The sequence below is a fragment of the Parahalioglobus pacificus genome (genome assembly GCF_014652275.1).
GTDB classification, from domain to species: domain Bacteria; phylum Pseudomonadota; class Gammaproteobacteria; order Pseudomonadales; family Halieaceae; genus Parahalioglobus; species Parahalioglobus pacificus.
Genome location: NZ_BMYM01000002.1, coordinates 208,430 through 224,792, shown reverse-complemented (window position 1 = coordinate 224,792; position 16,363 = coordinate 208,430). Strand labels below are relative to the sequence as shown.

Here is a 16,363-nt window from a genome sequence, read left to right as displayed (position 1 = left end):
GGGCGTATTAAAACCGCAGAGGTGGCGTGAGTCAAGGCCCGCTTTTAGGCGCTGGGCGGTACGTAGCCCTCGGCTTTGTCATAGTCTTCACCCGCGAAGAATTTGTCCATTTCGGCCTGCAAGTATTTACGCGACTCAGGGTCAACAAGGCTCAGGTGTTTCTCATTGATCAGCATAGTCTGGTGAGCCTGCCAGTCTTGCCAGGCCTGCTTCGAGATCGACTCAAATATTTCCTGACCCTTAGGCCCGGGGTAGGGCGGCGCGTCAAGGCCCTCCATTTCCTGCTGGTACTTTCTGCACATGACAGTGCGTGTCATAAGAGACTCCCGGGTGCGTGGTCGTTGTTCAGTGTAGCAAGCAGCTTTTTGATGGGGGCGGCCAAGCCCACTGCCGCCGGCGCGCCGGTGTTATACCAGAGCCTTCGATCGCTCGTCATCACCCGGCTATCCAGCGCCGGCAGTTGGACATGCAGAGGGCTGATATCCAGATGATAGTGGCTGAACGTGTGCCGAAAAGGCGGCAACGCAAGGCTGCTGGCCGGCGCTACGCCCAACTCGTCCAGACACCACAGCTCGGCATCCTGTTCGCTGGCCAGTTCTGGAAAACACCAAAGCCCTCCCCAGATACCCTGCGCAGGGCGCTGCTCCAGCAACCATTCTCCTGCCGGGTTTTGCAGCATCAGGAAAACTGTTTGACGCACAGGTGTTGTCTTTTTCGGCTTTTTGCCGGGGTAGGCCAGGGGATCACCATTGGCCAGTCCCGCGCAGTCTCGCGCTAATGGGCATTGAGGGCAGCCGGGTTTGCTGCGCGTGCAAAGTGTGGCGCCCAGATCCATCATGGCCTGGGTATAGTCGGCTACGCGTGTTGATGGGGTGTAGCGTTCCGCGGCGCTCCACAGCTTGTTCGCCACAGCCGTTTTTCCGGGCCAGCCCTTCACTGCGCCATGACGGGCCAGTACGCGTTTCACATTGCCGTCCAGAATGGGCGCCCTGAGTTCCATGGCGATGCTGGCAATAGCACCGGCCGTAGATCTGCCGATACCGGGCAGTGCCATCAATGCATCGACGTTTGTCGGGAACACGCCGGCATGACGCTCGCAAACCGTGCGGGCGGCGCTGTGCAGGTTGCGCGCTCGAGCGTAATAGCCAAGCCCGGTCCACAGGTGCAGCACCTCATCCTGTGGCGCTTCTGCTAATGCGTGAACCGTGGGGAAAGATGCCATGAATTGGTCGAAGTAGCCGATGACCGTCTGCACCTGCGTTTGCTGCAGCATGATCTCCGATACCCAGACCCGATAGGGTGATATGTCCTGTTGCCAAGGCAGGTCTTTGCGACCGTGCTGATCGAACCAGTCCAGTACGCGGGTCGAGAAATCGGGGGCGGAAACGGGCAAAACTCAGCATCGGCGACGTTAAAATGAGCAGAAACAGGATACTTCCGACAGCGCAATACTGCCAGTGAATAAGGCTGTGCTATCCACTATAATACCGCGCTTTTCGCGGGTCGCAGCCCGCGCCAATGCTGGAGAGCACGATGGCTGAGCGCAAGGCCTCTGTTACGCGAGACACTCTGGAAACCCAGATTACGGTGTCTATTAACCTGGACGGAACCGGCCAGGCCAAATTTGACACGGGTGTTCCCTTTTTGGAGCACATGCTGGATCAAATTGCTCGTCATGGCATGGTTGACCTGGACATCCTGGCCCGTGGCGATTTGCACATTGACGACCATCACACGGTCGAGGACATTGGTATCACACTGGGCCAGGCAGTCGCACAGGCCGTAGGTGATAAAAAGGGCATCTACCGCTATGGCCACGCCTACGTTCCGCTGGACGAGGCGCTGTCCCGCGTTGTTATTGATTTCTCAGGCCGCCCCGGTGTGGTGTTTGACGTGCCTTTCACGCGCGGTTCTGTTGGCGGATTCGATGTTGACCTGTTCATGGAGTTCTTCCAGGGATTCGTCAACCACGCCCAGGTCACCTTGCACATCGATAACCTCCGTGGCGACAACACGCATCACCAGGCCGAAACGGTATTCAAGGCGTTCGGTCGGGCGTTGCGCATGGCGCTAACGGCCGACCCGGCGATGGCGGGTATTACGCCATCGACCAAGGGTGTTCTGTAAGGCCCATTTTTCGGGCCAGTGGTAGCGGTGTATGGGCGGTAAAGTCGCGGTTATTGATTACGGCATGGGTAACCTTCATTCGGTGGCCAGCGCACTGGAGCACGTGGGCGCAGGTGAAGTGCTGGTGACCCATGATGCGGCCGTTATTGCAGAGGCAGATCGGGTGGTTTTTCCCGGTGTGGGCGCTATCCGCGATTGTATGGCGGAAATCCGGCGCCTGCGCTGTGACGAATTACTGCGATCAGCACTGGTAGAACAGCACAAGCCCGTGCTGGCGATCTGCGTGGGTATGCAGGCATTGCTGCAGCGCTCTGATGAAAATGAGGGTGTGGACTGCCTGAGCCTGATCGATGGTGAGGTTCGATACTTTGGGAATCCGCTAACTGACAGCGAGGGCACTCGTCTGAAGGTGCCGCACATGGGCTGGAACGAGGTACAGCAAATGAAGGCGCACCCGCTCTGGGCGGGCATAGCAGACCGAACCCGGTTCTACTTCGTACACAGCTACTACGTGGCAGCGACCGACCGGGAAATGGTGGCTGCGTCGGTCGATTACGGCGTTTCCGCCGATGCCGCACTGGCCAGGGACAACCTCTTCGCCGTGCAGTTTCACCCGGAGAAGAGCGCGACCGCCGGACTGACCCTCCTTAAAAATTTTGTGAATTGGAACGGACAATGCTGATTATCCCCGCGATCGATCTCAAGGACGGCGCATGTGTGCGACTGCGCCAGGGCCTGATGGATGACAGCACGGTGTTTTCCGATGACCCGGTGGCGATGGCCCAGCGCTGGGTGGACGCGGGCTGCCGGCGGCTGCACCTTGTCGACTTAAACGGCGCCTTTGCGGGTGAGCCAGTAAACGGCGGCGTTGTGACGTCCATCGCCGCGGCTTTCCCAGAGCTTCCTATTCAGATCGGGGGTGGTATTCGTAGCCTCGAGACCATAGAACACTATGTGCGCGCCGGCGTGAGCTACGTGATCATTGGCACCAAGGCAGTGAAGGAACCCGCGTTTGTTGCACAGGCCTGCCGTGCCTTCCCGGGCAAGGTCATCGTGGGTCTGGATGCCAAAGAAGGGCGGGTGGCCACCGACGGTTGGGCGGAAGTGTCAGATGTGCTGGCAACGGATCTGGCCAAACAGTTTGAGGCTGACGGTGTCTCTGCCATCGTTTACACCGACATCGCGAGAGACGGCATGATGCAAGGAGTGAATGTGGAAGCCACGGTAACGATGGCCCAGGCCTCTTCAATCCCGGTGATCGCTTCAGGCGGCATTACCAATATGGATGACATTCGTGCGCTGGCCGCTGTTGCTTCGCAGGGAATTTCCGGCGCCATCACTGGCCGCGCCATTTATGAAGGTACGCTGGATGTCGCCGAGGCCCAGGCGCATTGCGATGGTGAGGCTGCCTGAATGGCATTGGCCAAACGCATCATTCCCTGCCTGGATGTTGAGAACGGGCGCGTTGTTAAAGGCGTGAACTTCGTGGACATACGGGATGCCGGTGACCCCGTTGAGATTGCCCAGCGCTATAACGACCAGGGCGCGGATGAAGTCACGTTTCTCGATATCACGGCCAGTCACGAAGGGCGAGATACCACCGTGCACACGGTGGAGCGTATCGCCGAACAGGTGTTTATCCCGCTCACTGTTGGTGGCGGAATTCGCTCGGTGGATGATATTCGCACCATGCTTAATGCCGGTGCCGACAAGGTGAGTATCAACACCGCGGCTATTCACAATCCGGAATTAGTGCGCGATGCGGCGCAACGTTTTGGCTCGCAGTGCATTGTTGTCGCCATCGATGCCAAGCGGGTAGGCGATGTGGACGGCCAGCCCCGTTATGAGATCTTCACCCACGGGGGTCGTAAGCCCACTGGTATTGATGCGGTCGCGTGGGCGCGCAAGATGGCCGACTTAGGCGCGGGCGAAATTCTTCTGACCAGTATGGACCGCGACGGCACCAAGAACGGGTTCGAGCTGGGGGTAACCCGCGCTATCACCGATGCGGTGGAGATTCCCGTGATCGCATCAGGCGGTGTGGGCAATCTCGATCACCTTGTGGATGGTGTACTTGAAGGGGGCGCCGATGCGGTCCTGGCCGCTAGTATCTTCCATTTCGGCGAGTACACGGTGCCCGAGGCCAAAGCTTACATGGCTGCGCGCGGCATCGAGGTACGGCTGTAACAGGCGTGCTCCGCCTCGCCTACCGCGCCTGACGTCGTCAGTGCCTCACTCTCAGCCCTCAGAATCTCAGAGGGCCAACTCAAGCGATAACCTCTATCTCTCAGCTCGGGCAGTGTTTTGCTCAGGTATTCCAGTGTCTGGGGATGGGGATGGCCAATGGCTATGGCATAGCCATTACGTTTGGCGACAGCCAGGGTTTCTTCAAAGCGCGCCGCAATGGCTGCAGTGTCGGTGTCGTTGTCCAGGAAGACGCTACGCGACAAATGAGGCACCCCTGCCTGTTCTGCTGCCGTCGTGGCGACGGTGTCGGCTGTGGTGCGTGAATCAACAAAATAGAGCTTGCGCGCGGCCAGCACTTTCATCAACCAATCCATCGGCTCCTGCTGGCGAGTTAGCTCGCTGCCCATGTGGTTATTGACGCCCCGCACACCCGGCACTGAGGCAACTTGCTTAAGCAATAAGGCGGTAAATTCCTGCTCAGCCAGAGAGTCTGTCAGCGTTTCAGGCTCCTCATAACCGGTGTCGCGCTGACTGGCCATGGGCGCATGCAGCATGATTTCCTTGCCGCGGGCTTCGCCCAGCCAGGCCAGGGTTTGTGCGTGGGGTGCGTCGGGTAGCACGGCGAGGGTGATGCGCCCCGGTAGCTTGGCGGCGGCACGACCGGTGTCGAAGCGATGACCAATATCATCGATGATGATCACCACTTGTGGGCGAGCATCACTGGTGCGAGTGGAGGGGGTGCAGTCGGTATTCGACTGAGCCCCTGAGGTAACAAGCAGTGTAAACGCGAGCAGTAACGCGGCTGATGCAGGTGCTGCTCTCACGCTCCGGGTGTAACGCTGGCAACCGGTTCGGCGGTGGCTTTTGCACTGCCATGCCTACCCAGCACATTGATACCTTTCAGCAACACCAGTGCCTCGTAGAGCTGGTTGTCCGTGGACAACAATCCACTGGCGCGGCTTTTCTCGCTGGAACTGCGCCCATTCCCGTTGGACAAATGGCCAGATAGGTCGGCTTCGCTTACCCTGCCTGCTTCGCTAAAGGTGGTTACTTTGGCCCGCTCAACAAACACATCCGGGTCTATCCCTTCGGCCTGAATGGAGCGCCCGTTAGGGGTGAAGTAAAGCGCTGTGGTGAGCTTCACCGCACGTGATTCAGAAATCGGCATCACGGTTTGTACAGAGCCCTTGCCGAAACTCGGCGTACCCATGATCACGGCGCGGGCGTTGTCCTGCAGAGCACCTGCAACAATCTCCGAGGCACTGGCAGAGCCGCCATTAATCAGCACAATCAGGGGCACGCCCTTGCTGGCGTCTTCCTCGGAGGCGTCGTAGCTGGTATCGGAGTTGGGCAAACGGCCCTCGGTATACACCACGGTCCCGCCCTCCATGAACAGTCCGGCCACATCAACGCTGGCGCGCAGTACACCACCGGGGTTATTTCGCAGGTCCAGCACCAGCCCCTTCAGCGATTGCTCTTTCGCCAGCTTCTGCAGGGAGCTTTGTACATCGGCGCCAGTGTTGCTCTGAAATTGCGCGATGCGGATGTAACCGTAACCAGGCTCCAGAAAGCGTTGGCGCACACTGGCTACCTTGATGGTGTCCCGTTTCAGGGTGACGGTGAACGGTTGGCCGTCTCCCGGGCGCCCAACCGTCAGCTCTATCTCGCTGCCCTTGGGGCCACGCATCAATTCGATGGCCTCGTTGAGGCTCATGCCTTTCACGGGAACGCTGCCTAATTTGATGATGATATCGCCGGTTTGCAGGCCCGCGTCTGCCGCCGGCGAGCCGTCAATGGGGGCTATGATCTTGACGTAGCCATCTTCCATGTTGACCTCCAGCCCCAGCCCGGAGAACTCACCCGTGGTGCTGGTTTGAAGGTCCTGGAAGGCGTCGCGGCTGAGGTAGGAGGAGTGGGGATCAAGGCCGGTTAGCATCCCTTGAATGGCGTATTCCAGCAGTGTGCTGTCATCGATCTCTTCCACATAGCCGCTGCGAATCTGGTTGAAGACATCAGCAAAGGTGCGCAACTCATCCAGTGGCAGACGCGACTGTTCCTCGACAGCGGTCACCGGCAGGGCCATGCCCAGCGCCAAAAGCGCCGCGCCCAAGGCGTTAGAAAGGGGGTTTGTCCTCATGTTACTGCTCCACAGCCTAATGGCTGCTTAGACCACAATTAGGTCAGTGTAGCGCAATCGCCGGGCAAAAAATTAGCCCTCGCACCAGCGCGCAGGATCAACCGGTTTGCCATCTTTGCGGATTTCGAAGTACAGCCCGGCCTGCTGTTGCCCGCCGCTGCTGCCAACGGTGCTGATGGGCATGCCGCCGGTAACCCATTCCCCGACGTCTCTCAGCAAACTCTGGTTATGAGCATACAGACTCATGTAGCCGTCGCCGTGATCAATGATCATCAATAGGCCTGAGCCCCTGAACCAGTCGGCGTAGACAACACGGCCGTGGTGAATCGCGCTGACGGTGTCACCCTCGCGCGCGGGAATGTTCACACCCTGCCAGCGCATCTTCCCGGCGTTTCTGGAGCGGCCGAAGCGGTTGCTGCGTTTGCCCGCCAGTGGCCAGGGCATTGCGCCACGAGCCGCGGCAAAGTCCTTGTAGTCTTCCGGCACCTCCAGTTCACTCACTGCGCGCTCGATACTTTGCAGCAGCTCTTCCAGTCTCGCCCTGTCCGCCTCGAGGGTTTTTAGCTGGGTGCCCTGATCTGATATGCGGGCATTGAGTGCAGCCACGGCCTCCTCGCGGGTGGCGCTGGCTCTGGCCAGTTGCGTGCGACGCTGCTCCATTGCGCTTTGGCGTTGGTCCAGCGCCTGGTTCTCAGCCGCTATCCCAGCCTGTATCTCATCCAGCTCGCGCAGGGTCTGCCGGTACTCGCCAATCAGTTCGTCCCGGGCATCGAAAAAGTAGCGATAGTAGGTGAGGGTGCGTGCCACGGTTTGAGGGTCTTCCTGGTTCAGCAGGATTTTCAGGTGCCCCTGCTGTCCCAATTGCCAAGCGGTACGCATCTCCGCCGCGATCCGCGCCTGCTGCTCATCACGCGCCTTGCCGAGGGCAGCCCCCTGTTGATCGAGCTCAGCTATGCGAGCCTGTCCTGCTTCAATGTCTGCCTGGATGCCGCGTATGTCGCGCTGAATGTCGCCCAGTTCTTTTTCTGCTTCACGTAGCTGGGATTGCAGCGTGTCGCGGCGTCCGCGATCACGCTGAAGGGTGCGGTTAATCTCCTGAATCTGGCCGCGCAGAGTCTGTAATTGCTCCCGTGCCTGTTCTTCATCCGATTGCGCCAGCGCCAAGGGCGCGATATTCAACCCGATGAGCCAGCCGCAAAGAGCGAGGGCAGTGCGCAAGCCTTTCACGCCTTAGTCAGCGAGGCTGACCAGGCTGTTACCCGTCATTTCAGGAGGTTGCTCAAGATGCATCAGTGCCAACAGTGAGGGTGCAATATCCGCCAGAATCCCGCCACGGGCATCCAGTGTGACCGCGTCATTACCCACATAGACCAGCGGAACGTGCTCGGTGGTGTGCTGGGTGTGATGTTGTCCGGACTCGTAATCGATCATTTGCTCGCAGTTCCCATGGTCGGCGGTGATCAGCGCTTGTGCGCCCGAGTTGAGCACCGCCTGCTCCACGCGGCCCAGGCAGGTATCCAGCGCTTCTACTGCTTTTACGGCAGCCTCGTAAACGCCGGTATGTCCCACCATGTCGCCATTGGCGTAGTTACAGACTACCAAGTCGTACTGGCCTGACTCTATGGCTTCCACTAGCTGATCAGTGAGCTCCGGTGCACTCATCTCCGGCTTCAAGTCGTAGGTGGCCACGTCAGGTGAGGGAATCATGATCCGGTTTTCACCCGCAAACTCATCCTCGCGTCCGCCACTAAAGAAAAAAGTCACGTGAGCGTACTTCTCGGTCTCTGCAATACGCAGCTGAGTCATGCCTCGCTGTGCAATGTAGTCGCCCAGCACGTTGGTGAGAGATTCTGGCGGGAACGCGCAGGGTGCCTGGATATCACCGGCGTATTCTGTGGTCATCACAAAGCCGGACAGCGCTGGCACTTTGTTGCGCGTAAAGCCGGTAAACGCCTCGTCCACCATCGCATGGGTCAGCTGCCGTGCCCGGTCGGCGCGGAAATTCATGAACAGTACCGTATCGCCATCATTGATTGTGGCTGGGCTCTCTCCCTCTGCCGCAATGACGGTGGGCAGAACAAATTCGTCGTTCTCATCCCGCGCGTACGCGGCATCGAGCGCAGCGATGGCGTTCCCACTGCGGTGGGGCGCTGAACCTTCAGTGAGCAGCGAGTAAGCCTGCTCGATACGGTCCCAGCGATTGTCCCGGTCCATGGCGAAGTAGCGCCCGGTGATGCTGGCTACCCGGCCGCATTGCAACTGTGCAAACAGATCGCCGGCTTTTTCCAGCGATGCCATGGCACTTCGCGGTGGGGTGTCGCGCCCATCCAGAAACGCGTGCAGATAAACGCGCTGGGCGCCGCGTTTGGCGGCCAGTTTTATGGCAGCAAATATCTGGTCTTCATGAGAGTGAACGCCCCCCGGCGATAGCAGGCCCATCACATGCACAGCGCCATTGGCTAAAACGGCGGCATCAATGGCCTGTGTGTATGCGGGGTTTTCATCAAAACTGCCGTCGGCAATGGCTTGGTCAATACGGGTAATGTTCTGGTAGATCACCCGGCCTGCGCCCAGACTCATGTGGCCAACTTCCGAGTTGCCCATTTGGCCTTCCGGCAGCCCCACGTCCAGCCCTGAACCGGACACCAGTGTGTGGGGATTATCCCGCCACAGGCGGTCCCAAACGGGCGTTTTGCCATTGGCGATGGCATTGTCGCGGCTCTCCTCGCGGTAGCCCCAGCCATCCAATACGATCAAGACGGTGGTTTTCTTGTCGGCGACGCTCATTGAGGGGGCTGCTCCGTAATATGGCACCCGGTTTAAGGTGCGTGGGAAAGGGGCGCATTTTACCCTGTCTTGGCGGGGCTGGCACGGCGCCCACGCCCGAAATCTCGGGGGTAGAGCGCGCCTTTCACAGTCTGTATACTTGCGACCCTTTCCATTACCCCCAGCGTGGGTATCCGGGCCTTCCGGTGCGCTGGACGACGACAAGACTCACCAATCATGGCGCTATTTTTCGAGTTCCTGGGTCAGCAATGGATCCTGGTGGCTGCACTGCTTGCCGCTGTGGGTATGCTGATATTCCACGAGTCCCGCAAGGCGGGACCCAGTGTGACGCCCCAGCAGGCGATCAACCTGGTCAATGCTGAAGACGGCATCTTCGTTGACCTGCGTGACGGTAAAGACTTCAAGCAGGGTCACATTGTGGATTCGACCCATATTCCGCTGGCAAAACTGGCCGAACGCATGCCTGAGTTGGACAAGTACCGAGATAAGCCTGTGGTACTTGTCTGCAAGATGGGCCAACAGTCTGGCGCCGCTGGCAAGCAGCTGCGCGCAGCGGGCTTCGAGAAGGTCTACAAGATGGCCGGCGGCATGATGGAGTGGGGCAATCTGCAACTGCCCACGATTCGCTGAGGTAGCACCATGGCCGATGTAAAGATGTACACCACCCGACTCTGCCCCTACTGCATGCGAGCGCGCATGCTGCTGGAAAGCAAGGGCGTTGCCTTCACTGACATTGCCGTTGATGCAGACCCGGAGTTGCGACGCGAGATGATGCAGCTAAGTGGCAGGCACACCGTGCCCCAGATCTGGATCGGGGATCAGCATGTGGGTGGATTTGACGATATAGCTGCGCTCGACAGACAGGGCAAGCTGGACGAATTACTTAATCAGGCGTCCTGACGCCAAAGCGATTTATTACTGGAGGACGGCACCATGGCCGAAGAACAAGCAGCCGCCGCACAAGGCGACCAGGCTCAACAGAGCTTTGCACTGCAGCGCATTTACACCAAAGATGTTTCCTTTGAATCACCCGGAACGCCGAACGTGTTTCGCAAGCAGTGGCAGCCCGCAATTAATGTCGATCTGAATACGCGCAGTGAAGCCATTGATGACGAGGGCAACTTTGAGGTGGTTCTGACCATCACACTGACTGCCAAGATTGAAGAAGAAACCGCTTACCTGGTGGAGGTGCAGCAGGCCGGTATTTTCCTGGTGACCGGCCTTGAAGGTGAGGCAGCGCGCCTGGTGATGGGCACTGCTGCGCCCACCATCCTGTTCCCCTATGCGCGTGAGAACATCGACTCGCTGTGCACCAAGGGTGGTTTCCCGCCCGTAATGCTGGCGCCTGTTAACTTTGAAGCGCTGTATCAGCAGGCGATGACGCAAGCCCAGGCTGAATCTGGCGCGAGCACAACCACGCAGTAAGGCGTTGATTGTTGGGTGCGATCACGCATCCGGCGATCATTAGAAAAAGGGAGGCGATAGCCTCCCTTTTTTGTATTCCCATTGTCGTGATTTTCAACCGCGCACTACTGCAGCCCGGGAAACTCCAGTTGCCGTAACGCCTCATACACAAGTACTGCAGCTGCATTGCTTAGATTGAGGGAGCGGCTGTGCGCCTGCATTGGGATACGCAGGCAATGTTCGCGTCCCAGTTGATCAAGCACCTCATCGGGCAGCCCGCGGGTTTCCGGCCCTAACATCAGCGCATCCCCTGGCTGGTAAGCCAGTTCGTGGTAGTGCTGGTCACCGCGCGTACTCACGGCAAACAGCTGTGCTGGTCTGACGTTCTCCTGAAACTCTTGCAGTGAGGCGTGCCGCTGTACAGCGGCGAACTCACGGTAGTCCAAGCCTGCACGGCGCAGGCGTTTGTCGTCCCACTCGAAACCCATGGGCTCAATGATATGTAATTGCACCCCGGTATTGGCGCACAGGCGAATAATGTTGCCGGTATTGGGAGGAATCTCGGGCTGGTAAAGCACCAGGTGTAACAAGGCTTACATTCCCAGTTCTTTCATCTTTCGCGTTAGGGTGTTCCTGCCCCAGCCCAGCAGCTCGGCCGCGTCACGTTTACGCCCCTGACTGTGCTGCAGCGCCACTTCGATCATGGCTCGTTCGAAGGCGGGTGTTGCCTGGCGGAGAATATGGTGTTTACCCTGAACCAGCTGATTTTGCGCCCAGCGAGAGAGTTGGTCCCGCCAGTCGCTCTGCCGTTCTTCGGCTACTGGTTCGGCAGGTTTTCCCAGTTCTGGCGGCAGGTCGCTGAGATGAATCTCCCGGCCGGAGGCCATCACCGTTATCCAGCGGCAGGTGTTCTCCAACTGGCGCACGTTGCCCGGCCATTCGAGGCCGGTAAGGAATGTTTCAGTTTCTGGCAGCAGCACGCGGGGTTCCCCGCCCAGCTCTTCGGCCGCCCGTTGGAAGAAGTACCGCATGAGGCGGGGGATATCTTCGCGCCGCTCTGACAGTTTGGGAATATGAATGCGGATCACGTTCAGGCGATGGAACAGGTCCTCGCGAAAATCGCCCTTCTGCACCAGGCTCTCCAGATCCTGGTGTGTGGCGGCAATGATGCGCACATCGACCTTAACCGGCGTGTGCCCGCCGACGCGGTAGAACTCGCCGTCCGCCAGCACCCGCAGTAAACGCGTTTGTGTTTCGGCAGGCATGTCGCCGATCTCATCCAGAAACAGGGTGCCGCCATCGGCTTGCTCAAAGCGGCCTTGCCGCTTGGCATTGGCACCGGTGAAAGCGCCTTTTTCGTGGCCAAAGAGCTCCGACTCCATGAGGTCTCTGGGGATGGCCGCCATGTTCAGCGCAATGAACGGCGCGTTTGCACGCGGGCTATGGCGATGCAGCGCCTGGGCCACCAGTTCTTTGCCGGTGCCGGATTCGCCGTTAATAAGCACCGTAATATTGCTGTGTGCTAATCGGCCGATGGCACGAAATACCTCCTGCATAGCCGGCGCTTCACCAATAATCTCGGTGTGCTCCTCGCTGTCCTCGGCAACGGCGGTTTCGCTTTGGCGCTCGTTCGCGTGGGCAATGGCACGTTCGGTGATTGCCACTACCTCATCGATGTCGAAGGGCTTCGGCAGGTATTCAAAGGCCCCTTTTTGATAAGAGGTGACCGCACTGTCCAGATCCGAGTGCGCGGTGGTGATAATCACGGGGAGGTTGGGATCTATCTCTCCCAGGCGTTCAAGCAGGGCCAGACCGTCGGTACCTGGCATACGAATGTCGCTCACAATCACGTCGGGCCTGGCGTGGTCGATACGTTCCAGCATTGCGTCGGCACTGTCGAAGGTTTCGTTGGCAATCCCTGCCTGTGTAAGCGCGCGCTCAAGCACCCAACGGATAGAGCTGTCATCGTCCACTACCCAGACTGTTGCTGATTTAGGCATGTGTGTGGTCCATGGGAATATAGAAAGAGAATCGGGTAGCTCCTGGCTGGCTGTCACACTCCAGCAGGCCCCCGTGGCGATTGATAATAGATTGTGAAATCGACAGCCCCAGGCCAGTGCCCTCGGCACGTCCGGTGACCATGGGCATAAACACGGCCTGTTGCAGGTCCTCGGGTATGCCGGGACCGTTATCAACAATATCCACCCGGCACACCAGGCGGTGGCGTGTGGTGCCAATGGTGAACTGCCGTTGGGAGCGGGTGCGCAATTGAATACGGCAGGCGCTCTGATGTTCGCTGGCCTGCAGGGCATTGCGCATAATGTTGAGCACTGCCTGCACCAGTTGGGTACGGTCGCCCGGAATATCGGGGATGCTGGGGTCGTAATCGCGCTCCACAATGTCTTCCGACCCTGCCTCCACACAGATCAGGTGCCGCACGTGCTCCAGCACCTCGTGCACATTGATGGGGCTTAGGCTGGGCTGGCGATCGGGCCCCAGCAGGCGATCCACCAAATCCCGCAGCCGGTCAGCCTCCTGAATGATAATGGTGGTGTATTCGGACAACGATTCGTCGGGCAGCTCTCGCGCTAACAGCTGTGCCGCGCCCCTGACGCCACCCAATGGGTTCTTGATTTCATGGGCCAGCCCTCGAACCACGGCCCGTGTGGTCATCTGCGAATTCAGCAGACTCTCCTCTCTACTGATGCGCAACAGCCTGTCTACGGGCTGCAGCTCCAGCAATAAACCTGCGACTGAGGCCTGGCTGTTCACCGGGGTGATGATGAGATCCACAGGCACCGCCTGACCGGTGTGGAGGGTGAGGTTAATGCCACGTCTGACCAGCGGGACGTTCTCCTGCATGGCCTCTTTGAGAATGCTCACCCACTCTTCGTTGTCAATCAGCAGGGCCCCCGCATGCTCGCCGATCACCCGCGACGCAGACACCTGCAGCAGTGCTTCGCCCGCCGAGTTAATGGCTGACACAGCGAGCGCTGGAGTGAGAGCAATAATGCCCGCGCTGATGTTGTCGAGTATGTCCTGCTGGTTCATTGATCAACGGGGACCGCATTGGTAGAGGGGGTGGCTTCTTGTATTCTGCGTTTACAGAGCAAAAACAGAGCCAAAAGAGGGCATCGGTCCAACTATCTTTCCGTGCCACAATTTGTCGGTGTTCTGGCGATAGCGAGTGCTTACTTATAAGCACCAAAAGTGGGAGTGGGGATGATTGACTCGCTCCGGACTCCTGTCAGCTCAGTGCAGTTGTCATGCGCGCACCAATATGGTGCATCACGCGAAAGAAGTCCAGTCTCAGTTTTTAGCGCGTACCGGACGCAGGACCAGAATACGAACGGCGTCTGAGGCGGCAATCTCTGCGCCTTCGGAATCCATACGAGTCACGACCAGGTCGTGTTCACCGCGCCGTATATCGGTGAGATTCCATTGACCCCGCGCTTGAGGCTCTTGCCAGGGAGTGCCAGACACAATCAGCTGCAATGTTTCACCGCCGCGTAGAGCCGGTGTGGTTGACGCGCTGACTGATAAATTCCCGGGTCCCATGGGAATGGTGGTGCCTTCCGCGGGATTGGTAATACTCACCGAATAACTCACCGCAGTGTCCTGGCTCGATGAGCTGCGCTCCCTTGGCGCAAGATCAGGCCGCGCTTCAGGAGGGGGGATAGAGTTGGTGTGCCCGGTTTCTACCGACTCCACGTTATCGCCGGTATCGGCGGGAGGTCTGTCGGTAAAGATGACGTTGCCGTCCTCATCGGTGGTTTTATAAATCTGTGACCAGGCGGCGGTGCTGGCCAGTAGCAATGTTGCAATGAGCAGGGGGCGCATAGTGTGCGGTCTCTGACGAACTGACTTAACCCTAGCAGATAACCCGACAGCGTCAGTATGAAATTTTGGCGCAAAAAAAAGCCCGGCGATGGCCGGGCTTTTCAGTGCTGCGGTGCTTATACCGAGTAGTACATATCGAACTCAACCGGGTGAGTCGTCATGTTCAGCGTCTCTACTTCCTCAGACTTGAGCTCGATGTAACCGTCGATCATGTCGTCGGTGAAGACGCCACCGGCGGTCAGGAACTCACGGTCAGCGTCTAGCGCCGCCAGTGACATTTCCAGGCTAGAGGATACAGTCGGGATCGCTTTACCTTCCTCGGGCGGCAGGTCATACAGATCCTTGTCAGCCGCATCTCCGGGATGGATCTTGTTCTGGATACCGTCCAGGCCAGCCATCAGCATGGCTGCAAAAGCCAGGTAAGGGTTGGCTGTGGGGTCGGGGAAGCGTACTTCTATGCGCTTGCCCTTAGGGCTGGGCTCGTAGGGAATACGGATCGACGCAGAGCGGTTGCGAGCCGAGTAGGCCAGCATGACCGGTGCTTCGAAGCCAGGTACCAGGCGCTTGTAGCTGTTAGTAGAAGCGTTAGTGAAGGCATTCAGTGCACGGGCGTGCTTGATGATGCCGCCGATGTAGTACAGGGCAGTTTCAGACAGTCCTGCGTAGCCGTCACCGGCGAAGGTGTTGTCGCCATTGCCAGCGATAGACTGGTGCACGTGCATACCAGAGCCATTGTCGCCAACCAGGGGCTTTGGCATGAAGGTGGCTGTTTTGCCGTAGGCGTGAGCCACGTTATGCACGCAGTACTTCATAACCTGAACTTCGTCGGCCTTCGTCACGAGGGTGTTGAAACGCACGCCGATCTCACACTGCCCTGCAGTACCCACCTCGTGGTGGTGAACCTCAACGGGCAGACCCATCTGCTCCATGGCGGCGCACATGGCGGCGCGAATGTCATGCAGTGAGTCAACCGGGGGTACGGGGAAGTAACCGCCCTTTACACGGGGACGGTGACCGATGTTGCCGTCTTCAAATGAGTGGCTGGATGCCCAGGACGCTTCTTCAGAGTTAACACTGTAGCCAGCGCCGCTCATGTCTGCGTGCCACTTAACGTCGTCGAATACGAAGAATTCTGGCTCGGGTCCAAAGAAGGCTGTGTCACCGATGCCGGTGGATTTCAGGTATTCTTCAGCACGCTTTGCAACGGAACGCGGATCGCGCTCGTAGCCCTGCATGGTTGAAGGCTCAACGATGTCGCAGCGCAGAATAACGGTAGTATCGTCGGTGAACGGGTCCAGCAGTGAGGTGCTGTCATCAGGCATCAGAATCATGTCGGATTCATTAATGCCCTTCCAGCCGGCGATCGATGAACCATCGAACATTTTGCCGCCTTCGAAGAAGTCCTCGTCCACCTCGGACGCGGGGATGGAGACATGCTGCTCCTTACCCTTGGTATCGGTGAAGCGCAGGTCGACCCAGCGCGCCTCGTTTTCTTTAATCAGGTTCAGAGTCTGCTCTGACATTGTGGCTCCTCCAGAGGAATATGAGGTATCGGCGATAAAGGCCCTTGCAAGGGTCGCATGGTCATGGAATGCGGCTTACACAGCCGATACTTCCGATACGGGTTAATTCAGCAGGGTGTAAATGAGCAAAAGCTGTGCCAAAAAGGTGCTTCACGCAACCCACTGATTCACAGGCAATTTTGGCTTCAAAAATGTCCGCTAGAATTCGGTGTGCGCCAATTTGGTGCGTCAGAGCTCCAAATTGGTGCGACGGCTGCGCAGGAGGGATGCTGTGGCTGTGCCAGCAGCTTTAATTGCCCACTTTGCGTGGCCTGAGGCTGCAATCTCGCCACCCCGGGCTGTATTGTCAAGCGCATGA

18 protein-coding genes are annotated in these 16,363 nt (G+C 58.5%); 7 read left to right on the top strand and 11 right to left on the bottom strand.

Annotation, left to right across the window (positions count from 1 at the left end; genetic code table 11):
* Positions 1-44: 44 nt before the first annotated feature.
* Together IE089_RS09770 and mutY are read right to left on the bottom strand one after the other, a co-directional pair.
* Entirely contained in the window at positions 45-317 is a 273-nt protein-coding gene (locus tag IE089_RS09770) for an oxidative damage protection protein (protein WP_189477635.1), read from the bottom strand.
* On the bottom strand, positions 314-1,393 hold the full coding sequence (gene mutY, locus IE089_RS09765) for an A/G-specific adenine glycosylase (protein ID WP_189477634.1): 1,080 nt from the start codon (positions 1,391-1,393) through the stop codon (positions 314-316). Before mutY ends, IE089_RS09770 begins: the two co-directional genes overlap by 4 nt.
* 140 nt (positions 1,394-1,533) lie before the next feature.
* On the opposite strand from mutY, the gene hisB reads away from it, so the two are divergent.
* Genes hisB through hisF form a run of 4 tightly spaced genes read left to right on the top strand, consistent with a single transcriptional unit; the run spans position 1,534 to position 4,314 of the window.
* Complete coding sequence (gene hisB, locus IE089_RS09760; protein WP_189477633.1) at positions 1,534-2,127, top strand: imidazoleglycerol-phosphate dehydratase HisB; 594 nt, start codon at positions 1,534-1,536, stop codon at positions 2,125-2,127.
* A gap of 31 nt (positions 2,128-2,158) precedes the next feature.
* Positions 2,159-2,809, top strand: coding sequence for an imidazole glycerol phosphate synthase subunit HisH (gene hisH, locus IE089_RS09755; protein ID WP_189477632.1), 651 nt, complete (start codon positions 2,159-2,161; stop codon positions 2,807-2,809).
* Positions 2,803-3,540, top strand: a complete 738-nt coding sequence (gene hisA / locus IE089_RS09750; protein WP_189477631.1) for a 1-(5-phosphoribosyl)-5-[(5-phosphoribosylamino)methylideneamino]imidazole-4-carboxamide isomerase — start codon at positions 2,803-2,805, stop codon at positions 3,538-3,540. The genes hisH and hisA overlap by 7 nt, the downstream gene beginning before the upstream one ends.
* Entirely contained in the window at positions 3,541-4,314 is a 774-nt protein-coding gene (hisF, locus tag IE089_RS09745; RefSeq protein WP_189477630.1) for an imidazole glycerol phosphate synthase subunit HisF, read from the top strand. It abuts the gene before it with no gap.
* Here hisF and IE089_RS09740 read toward each other — a convergent pair.
* The 4 genes from IE089_RS09740 to gpmI all read right to left on the bottom strand — a co-directional run bounded on the left by IE089_RS09740 (position 4,278) and on the right by gpmI (position 9,238).
* Positions 4,278-5,138 carry a divergent polysaccharide deacetylase family protein gene (locus tag IE089_RS09740; RefSeq protein ID WP_189477629.1) on the bottom strand — a complete coding sequence of 287 codons (861 nt, stop codon included), beginning with the start codon at positions 5,136-5,138 and terminating at the stop codon, positions 4,278-4,280. The two genes, hisF and IE089_RS09740, sit on opposite strands and share 37 nt — an antisense overlap.
* Positions 5,135-6,451, bottom strand: coding sequence for a S41 family peptidase (locus tag IE089_RS09735; RefSeq protein ID WP_189477628.1), 1,317 nt, complete (start codon positions 6,449-6,451; stop codon positions 5,135-5,137). The genes IE089_RS09740 and IE089_RS09735 overlap by 4 nt, the downstream gene beginning before the upstream one ends.
* A 72-nt stretch (positions 6,452-6,523) precedes the next feature.
* Positions 6,524-7,669: a murein hydrolase activator EnvC family protein gene (locus tag IE089_RS09730; RefSeq protein ID WP_189477627.1), complete on the bottom strand. Its 1,146-nt coding sequence runs from the start codon at positions 7,667-7,669 to the stop codon at positions 6,524-6,526.
* Between the two features lie 12 nt (positions 7,670-7,681).
* Positions 7,682-9,238, bottom strand: a complete 1,557-nt coding sequence (gpmI, locus tag IE089_RS09725; protein WP_189477626.1) for a 2,3-bisphosphoglycerate-independent phosphoglycerate mutase — start codon at positions 9,236-9,238, stop codon at positions 7,682-7,684.
* Positions 9,239-9,454: 216 nt separating this feature from the next.
* On the opposite strand from gpmI, the gene IE089_RS09720 reads away from it, so the two are divergent.
* From IE089_RS09720 to secB, 3 genes are read left to right on the top strand one after another with little or no spacing between them, the layout of a single operon-like run.
* Positions 9,455-9,868, top strand: a complete 414-nt coding sequence (locus IE089_RS09720) for a rhodanese-like domain-containing protein (RefSeq protein ID WP_189477625.1) — start codon at positions 9,455-9,457, stop codon at positions 9,866-9,868.
* Between the two features lie 9 nt (positions 9,869-9,877).
* Positions 9,878-10,138: a glutaredoxin 3 gene (grxC, locus tag IE089_RS09715; RefSeq protein ID WP_189477624.1), complete on the top strand. Its 261-nt coding sequence runs from the start codon at positions 9,878-9,880 to the stop codon at positions 10,136-10,138.
* Positions 10,139-10,171: 33 nt separating this feature from the next.
* The gene (gene secB, locus IE089_RS09710; RefSeq protein ID WP_189477623.1) at positions 10,172-10,663 is read left to right on the top strand and encodes a protein-export chaperone SecB; all 492 of its coding nucleotides are present in this window, start codon (positions 10,172-10,174) and stop codon (positions 10,661-10,663) included.
* Between the two features lie 104 nt (positions 10,664-10,767).
* Here secB and trmL read toward each other — a convergent pair whose 3' ends face one another.
* The 5 genes from trmL to glnA form a co-directional block, all read right to left on the bottom strand.
* Positions 10,768-11,232 (bottom strand): tRNA (uridine(34)/cytosine(34)/5-carboxymethylaminomethyluridine(34)-2'-O)-methyltransferase TrmL, encoded by a 465-nt coding sequence (gene trmL / locus IE089_RS09705; protein WP_189477622.1) that lies wholly within the window; start codon positions 11,230-11,232, stop codon positions 10,768-10,770.
* A gap of 3 nt (positions 11,233-11,235) precedes the next feature.
* Entirely contained in the window at positions 11,236-12,642 is a 1,407-nt protein-coding gene (glnG, locus tag IE089_RS09700; RefSeq protein WP_189477621.1) for a nitrogen regulation protein NR(I), read from the bottom strand.
* Positions 12,635-13,693, bottom strand: coding sequence for a nitrogen regulation protein NR(II) (gene glnL / locus IE089_RS09695; protein ID WP_189477620.1), 1,059 nt, complete (start codon positions 13,691-13,693; stop codon positions 12,635-12,637). The genes glnG and glnL overlap by 8 nt, the downstream gene beginning before the upstream one ends.
* A 258-nt stretch (positions 13,694-13,951) precedes the next feature.
* A complete protein-coding gene (locus tag IE089_RS09690) occupies positions 13,952-14,482 on the bottom strand; it encodes a DUF4124 domain-containing protein (protein ID WP_189477619.1) in 531 nt (176 codons plus the stop codon).
* 116 nt (positions 14,483-14,598) lie between these two features.
* Entirely contained in the window at positions 14,599-16,005 is a 1,407-nt protein-coding gene (gene glnA / locus IE089_RS09685; protein WP_189477618.1) for a glutamate--ammonia ligase, read from the bottom strand.
* Positions 16,006-16,363 lie beyond the last annotated feature (358 nt).

What these genes read in the sequence shown, in the direction of transcription:
- secB (WP_189477623.1), top strand. Translation starts at nt 10,172, where the DNA reads ATGGCCGAAGAACAAGCAGCCGCCGCACAAGGCGACCAGGCTCAACAG.
- glnA (WP_189477618.1), bottom strand. Translation starts at nt 16,005, where the DNA reads ATGTCAGAGCAGACTCTGAACCTGATTAAAGAAAACGAGGCGCGCTGG.
- glnG (WP_189477621.1), bottom strand. Translation starts at nt 12,642, where the DNA reads ATGCCTAAATCAGCAACAGTCTGGGTAGTGGACGATGACAGCTCTATC.
- IE089_RS09770 (WP_189477635.1), bottom strand. Translation starts at nt 317, where the DNA reads ATGACACGCACTGTCATGTGCAGAAAGTACCAGCAGGAAATGGAGGGC.
- gpmI (WP_189477626.1), bottom strand. Translation starts at nt 9,238, where the DNA reads ATGAGCGTCGCCGACAAGAAAACCACCGTCTTGATCGTATTGGATGGC.
- hisB (WP_189477633.1), top strand. Translation starts at nt 1,534, where the DNA reads ATGGCTGAGCGCAAGGCCTCTGTTACGCGAGACACTCTGGAAACCCAG.
- IE089_RS09720 (WP_189477625.1), top strand. Translation starts at nt 9,455, where the DNA reads ATGGCGCTATTTTTCGAGTTCCTGGGTCAGCAATGGATCCTGGTGGCT.
- IE089_RS09690 (WP_189477619.1), bottom strand. Translation starts at nt 14,482, where the DNA reads ATGCGCCCCCTGCTCATTGCAACATTGCTACTGGCCAGCACCGCCGCC.
- grxC (WP_189477624.1), top strand. Translation starts at nt 9,878, where the DNA reads ATGGCCGATGTAAAGATGTACACCACCCGACTCTGCCCCTACTGCATG.
- hisH (WP_189477632.1), top strand. Translation starts at nt 2,159, where the DNA reads ATGGGCGGTAAAGTCGCGGTTATTGATTACGGCATGGGTAACCTTCAT.
- glnL (WP_189477620.1), bottom strand. Translation starts at nt 13,693, where the DNA reads ATGAACCAGCAGGACATACTCGACAACATCAGCGCGGGCATTATTGCT.
- hisA (WP_189477631.1), top strand. Translation starts at nt 2,803, where the DNA reads ATGCTGATTATCCCCGCGATCGATCTCAAGGACGGCGCATGTGTGCGA.
- IE089_RS09735 (WP_189477628.1), bottom strand. Translation starts at nt 6,451, where the DNA reads ATGAGGACAAACCCCCTTTCTAACGCCTTGGGCGCGGCGCTTTTGGCG.
- hisF (WP_189477630.1), top strand. Translation starts at nt 3,541, where the DNA reads ATGGCATTGGCCAAACGCATCATTCCCTGCCTGGATGTTGAGAACGGG.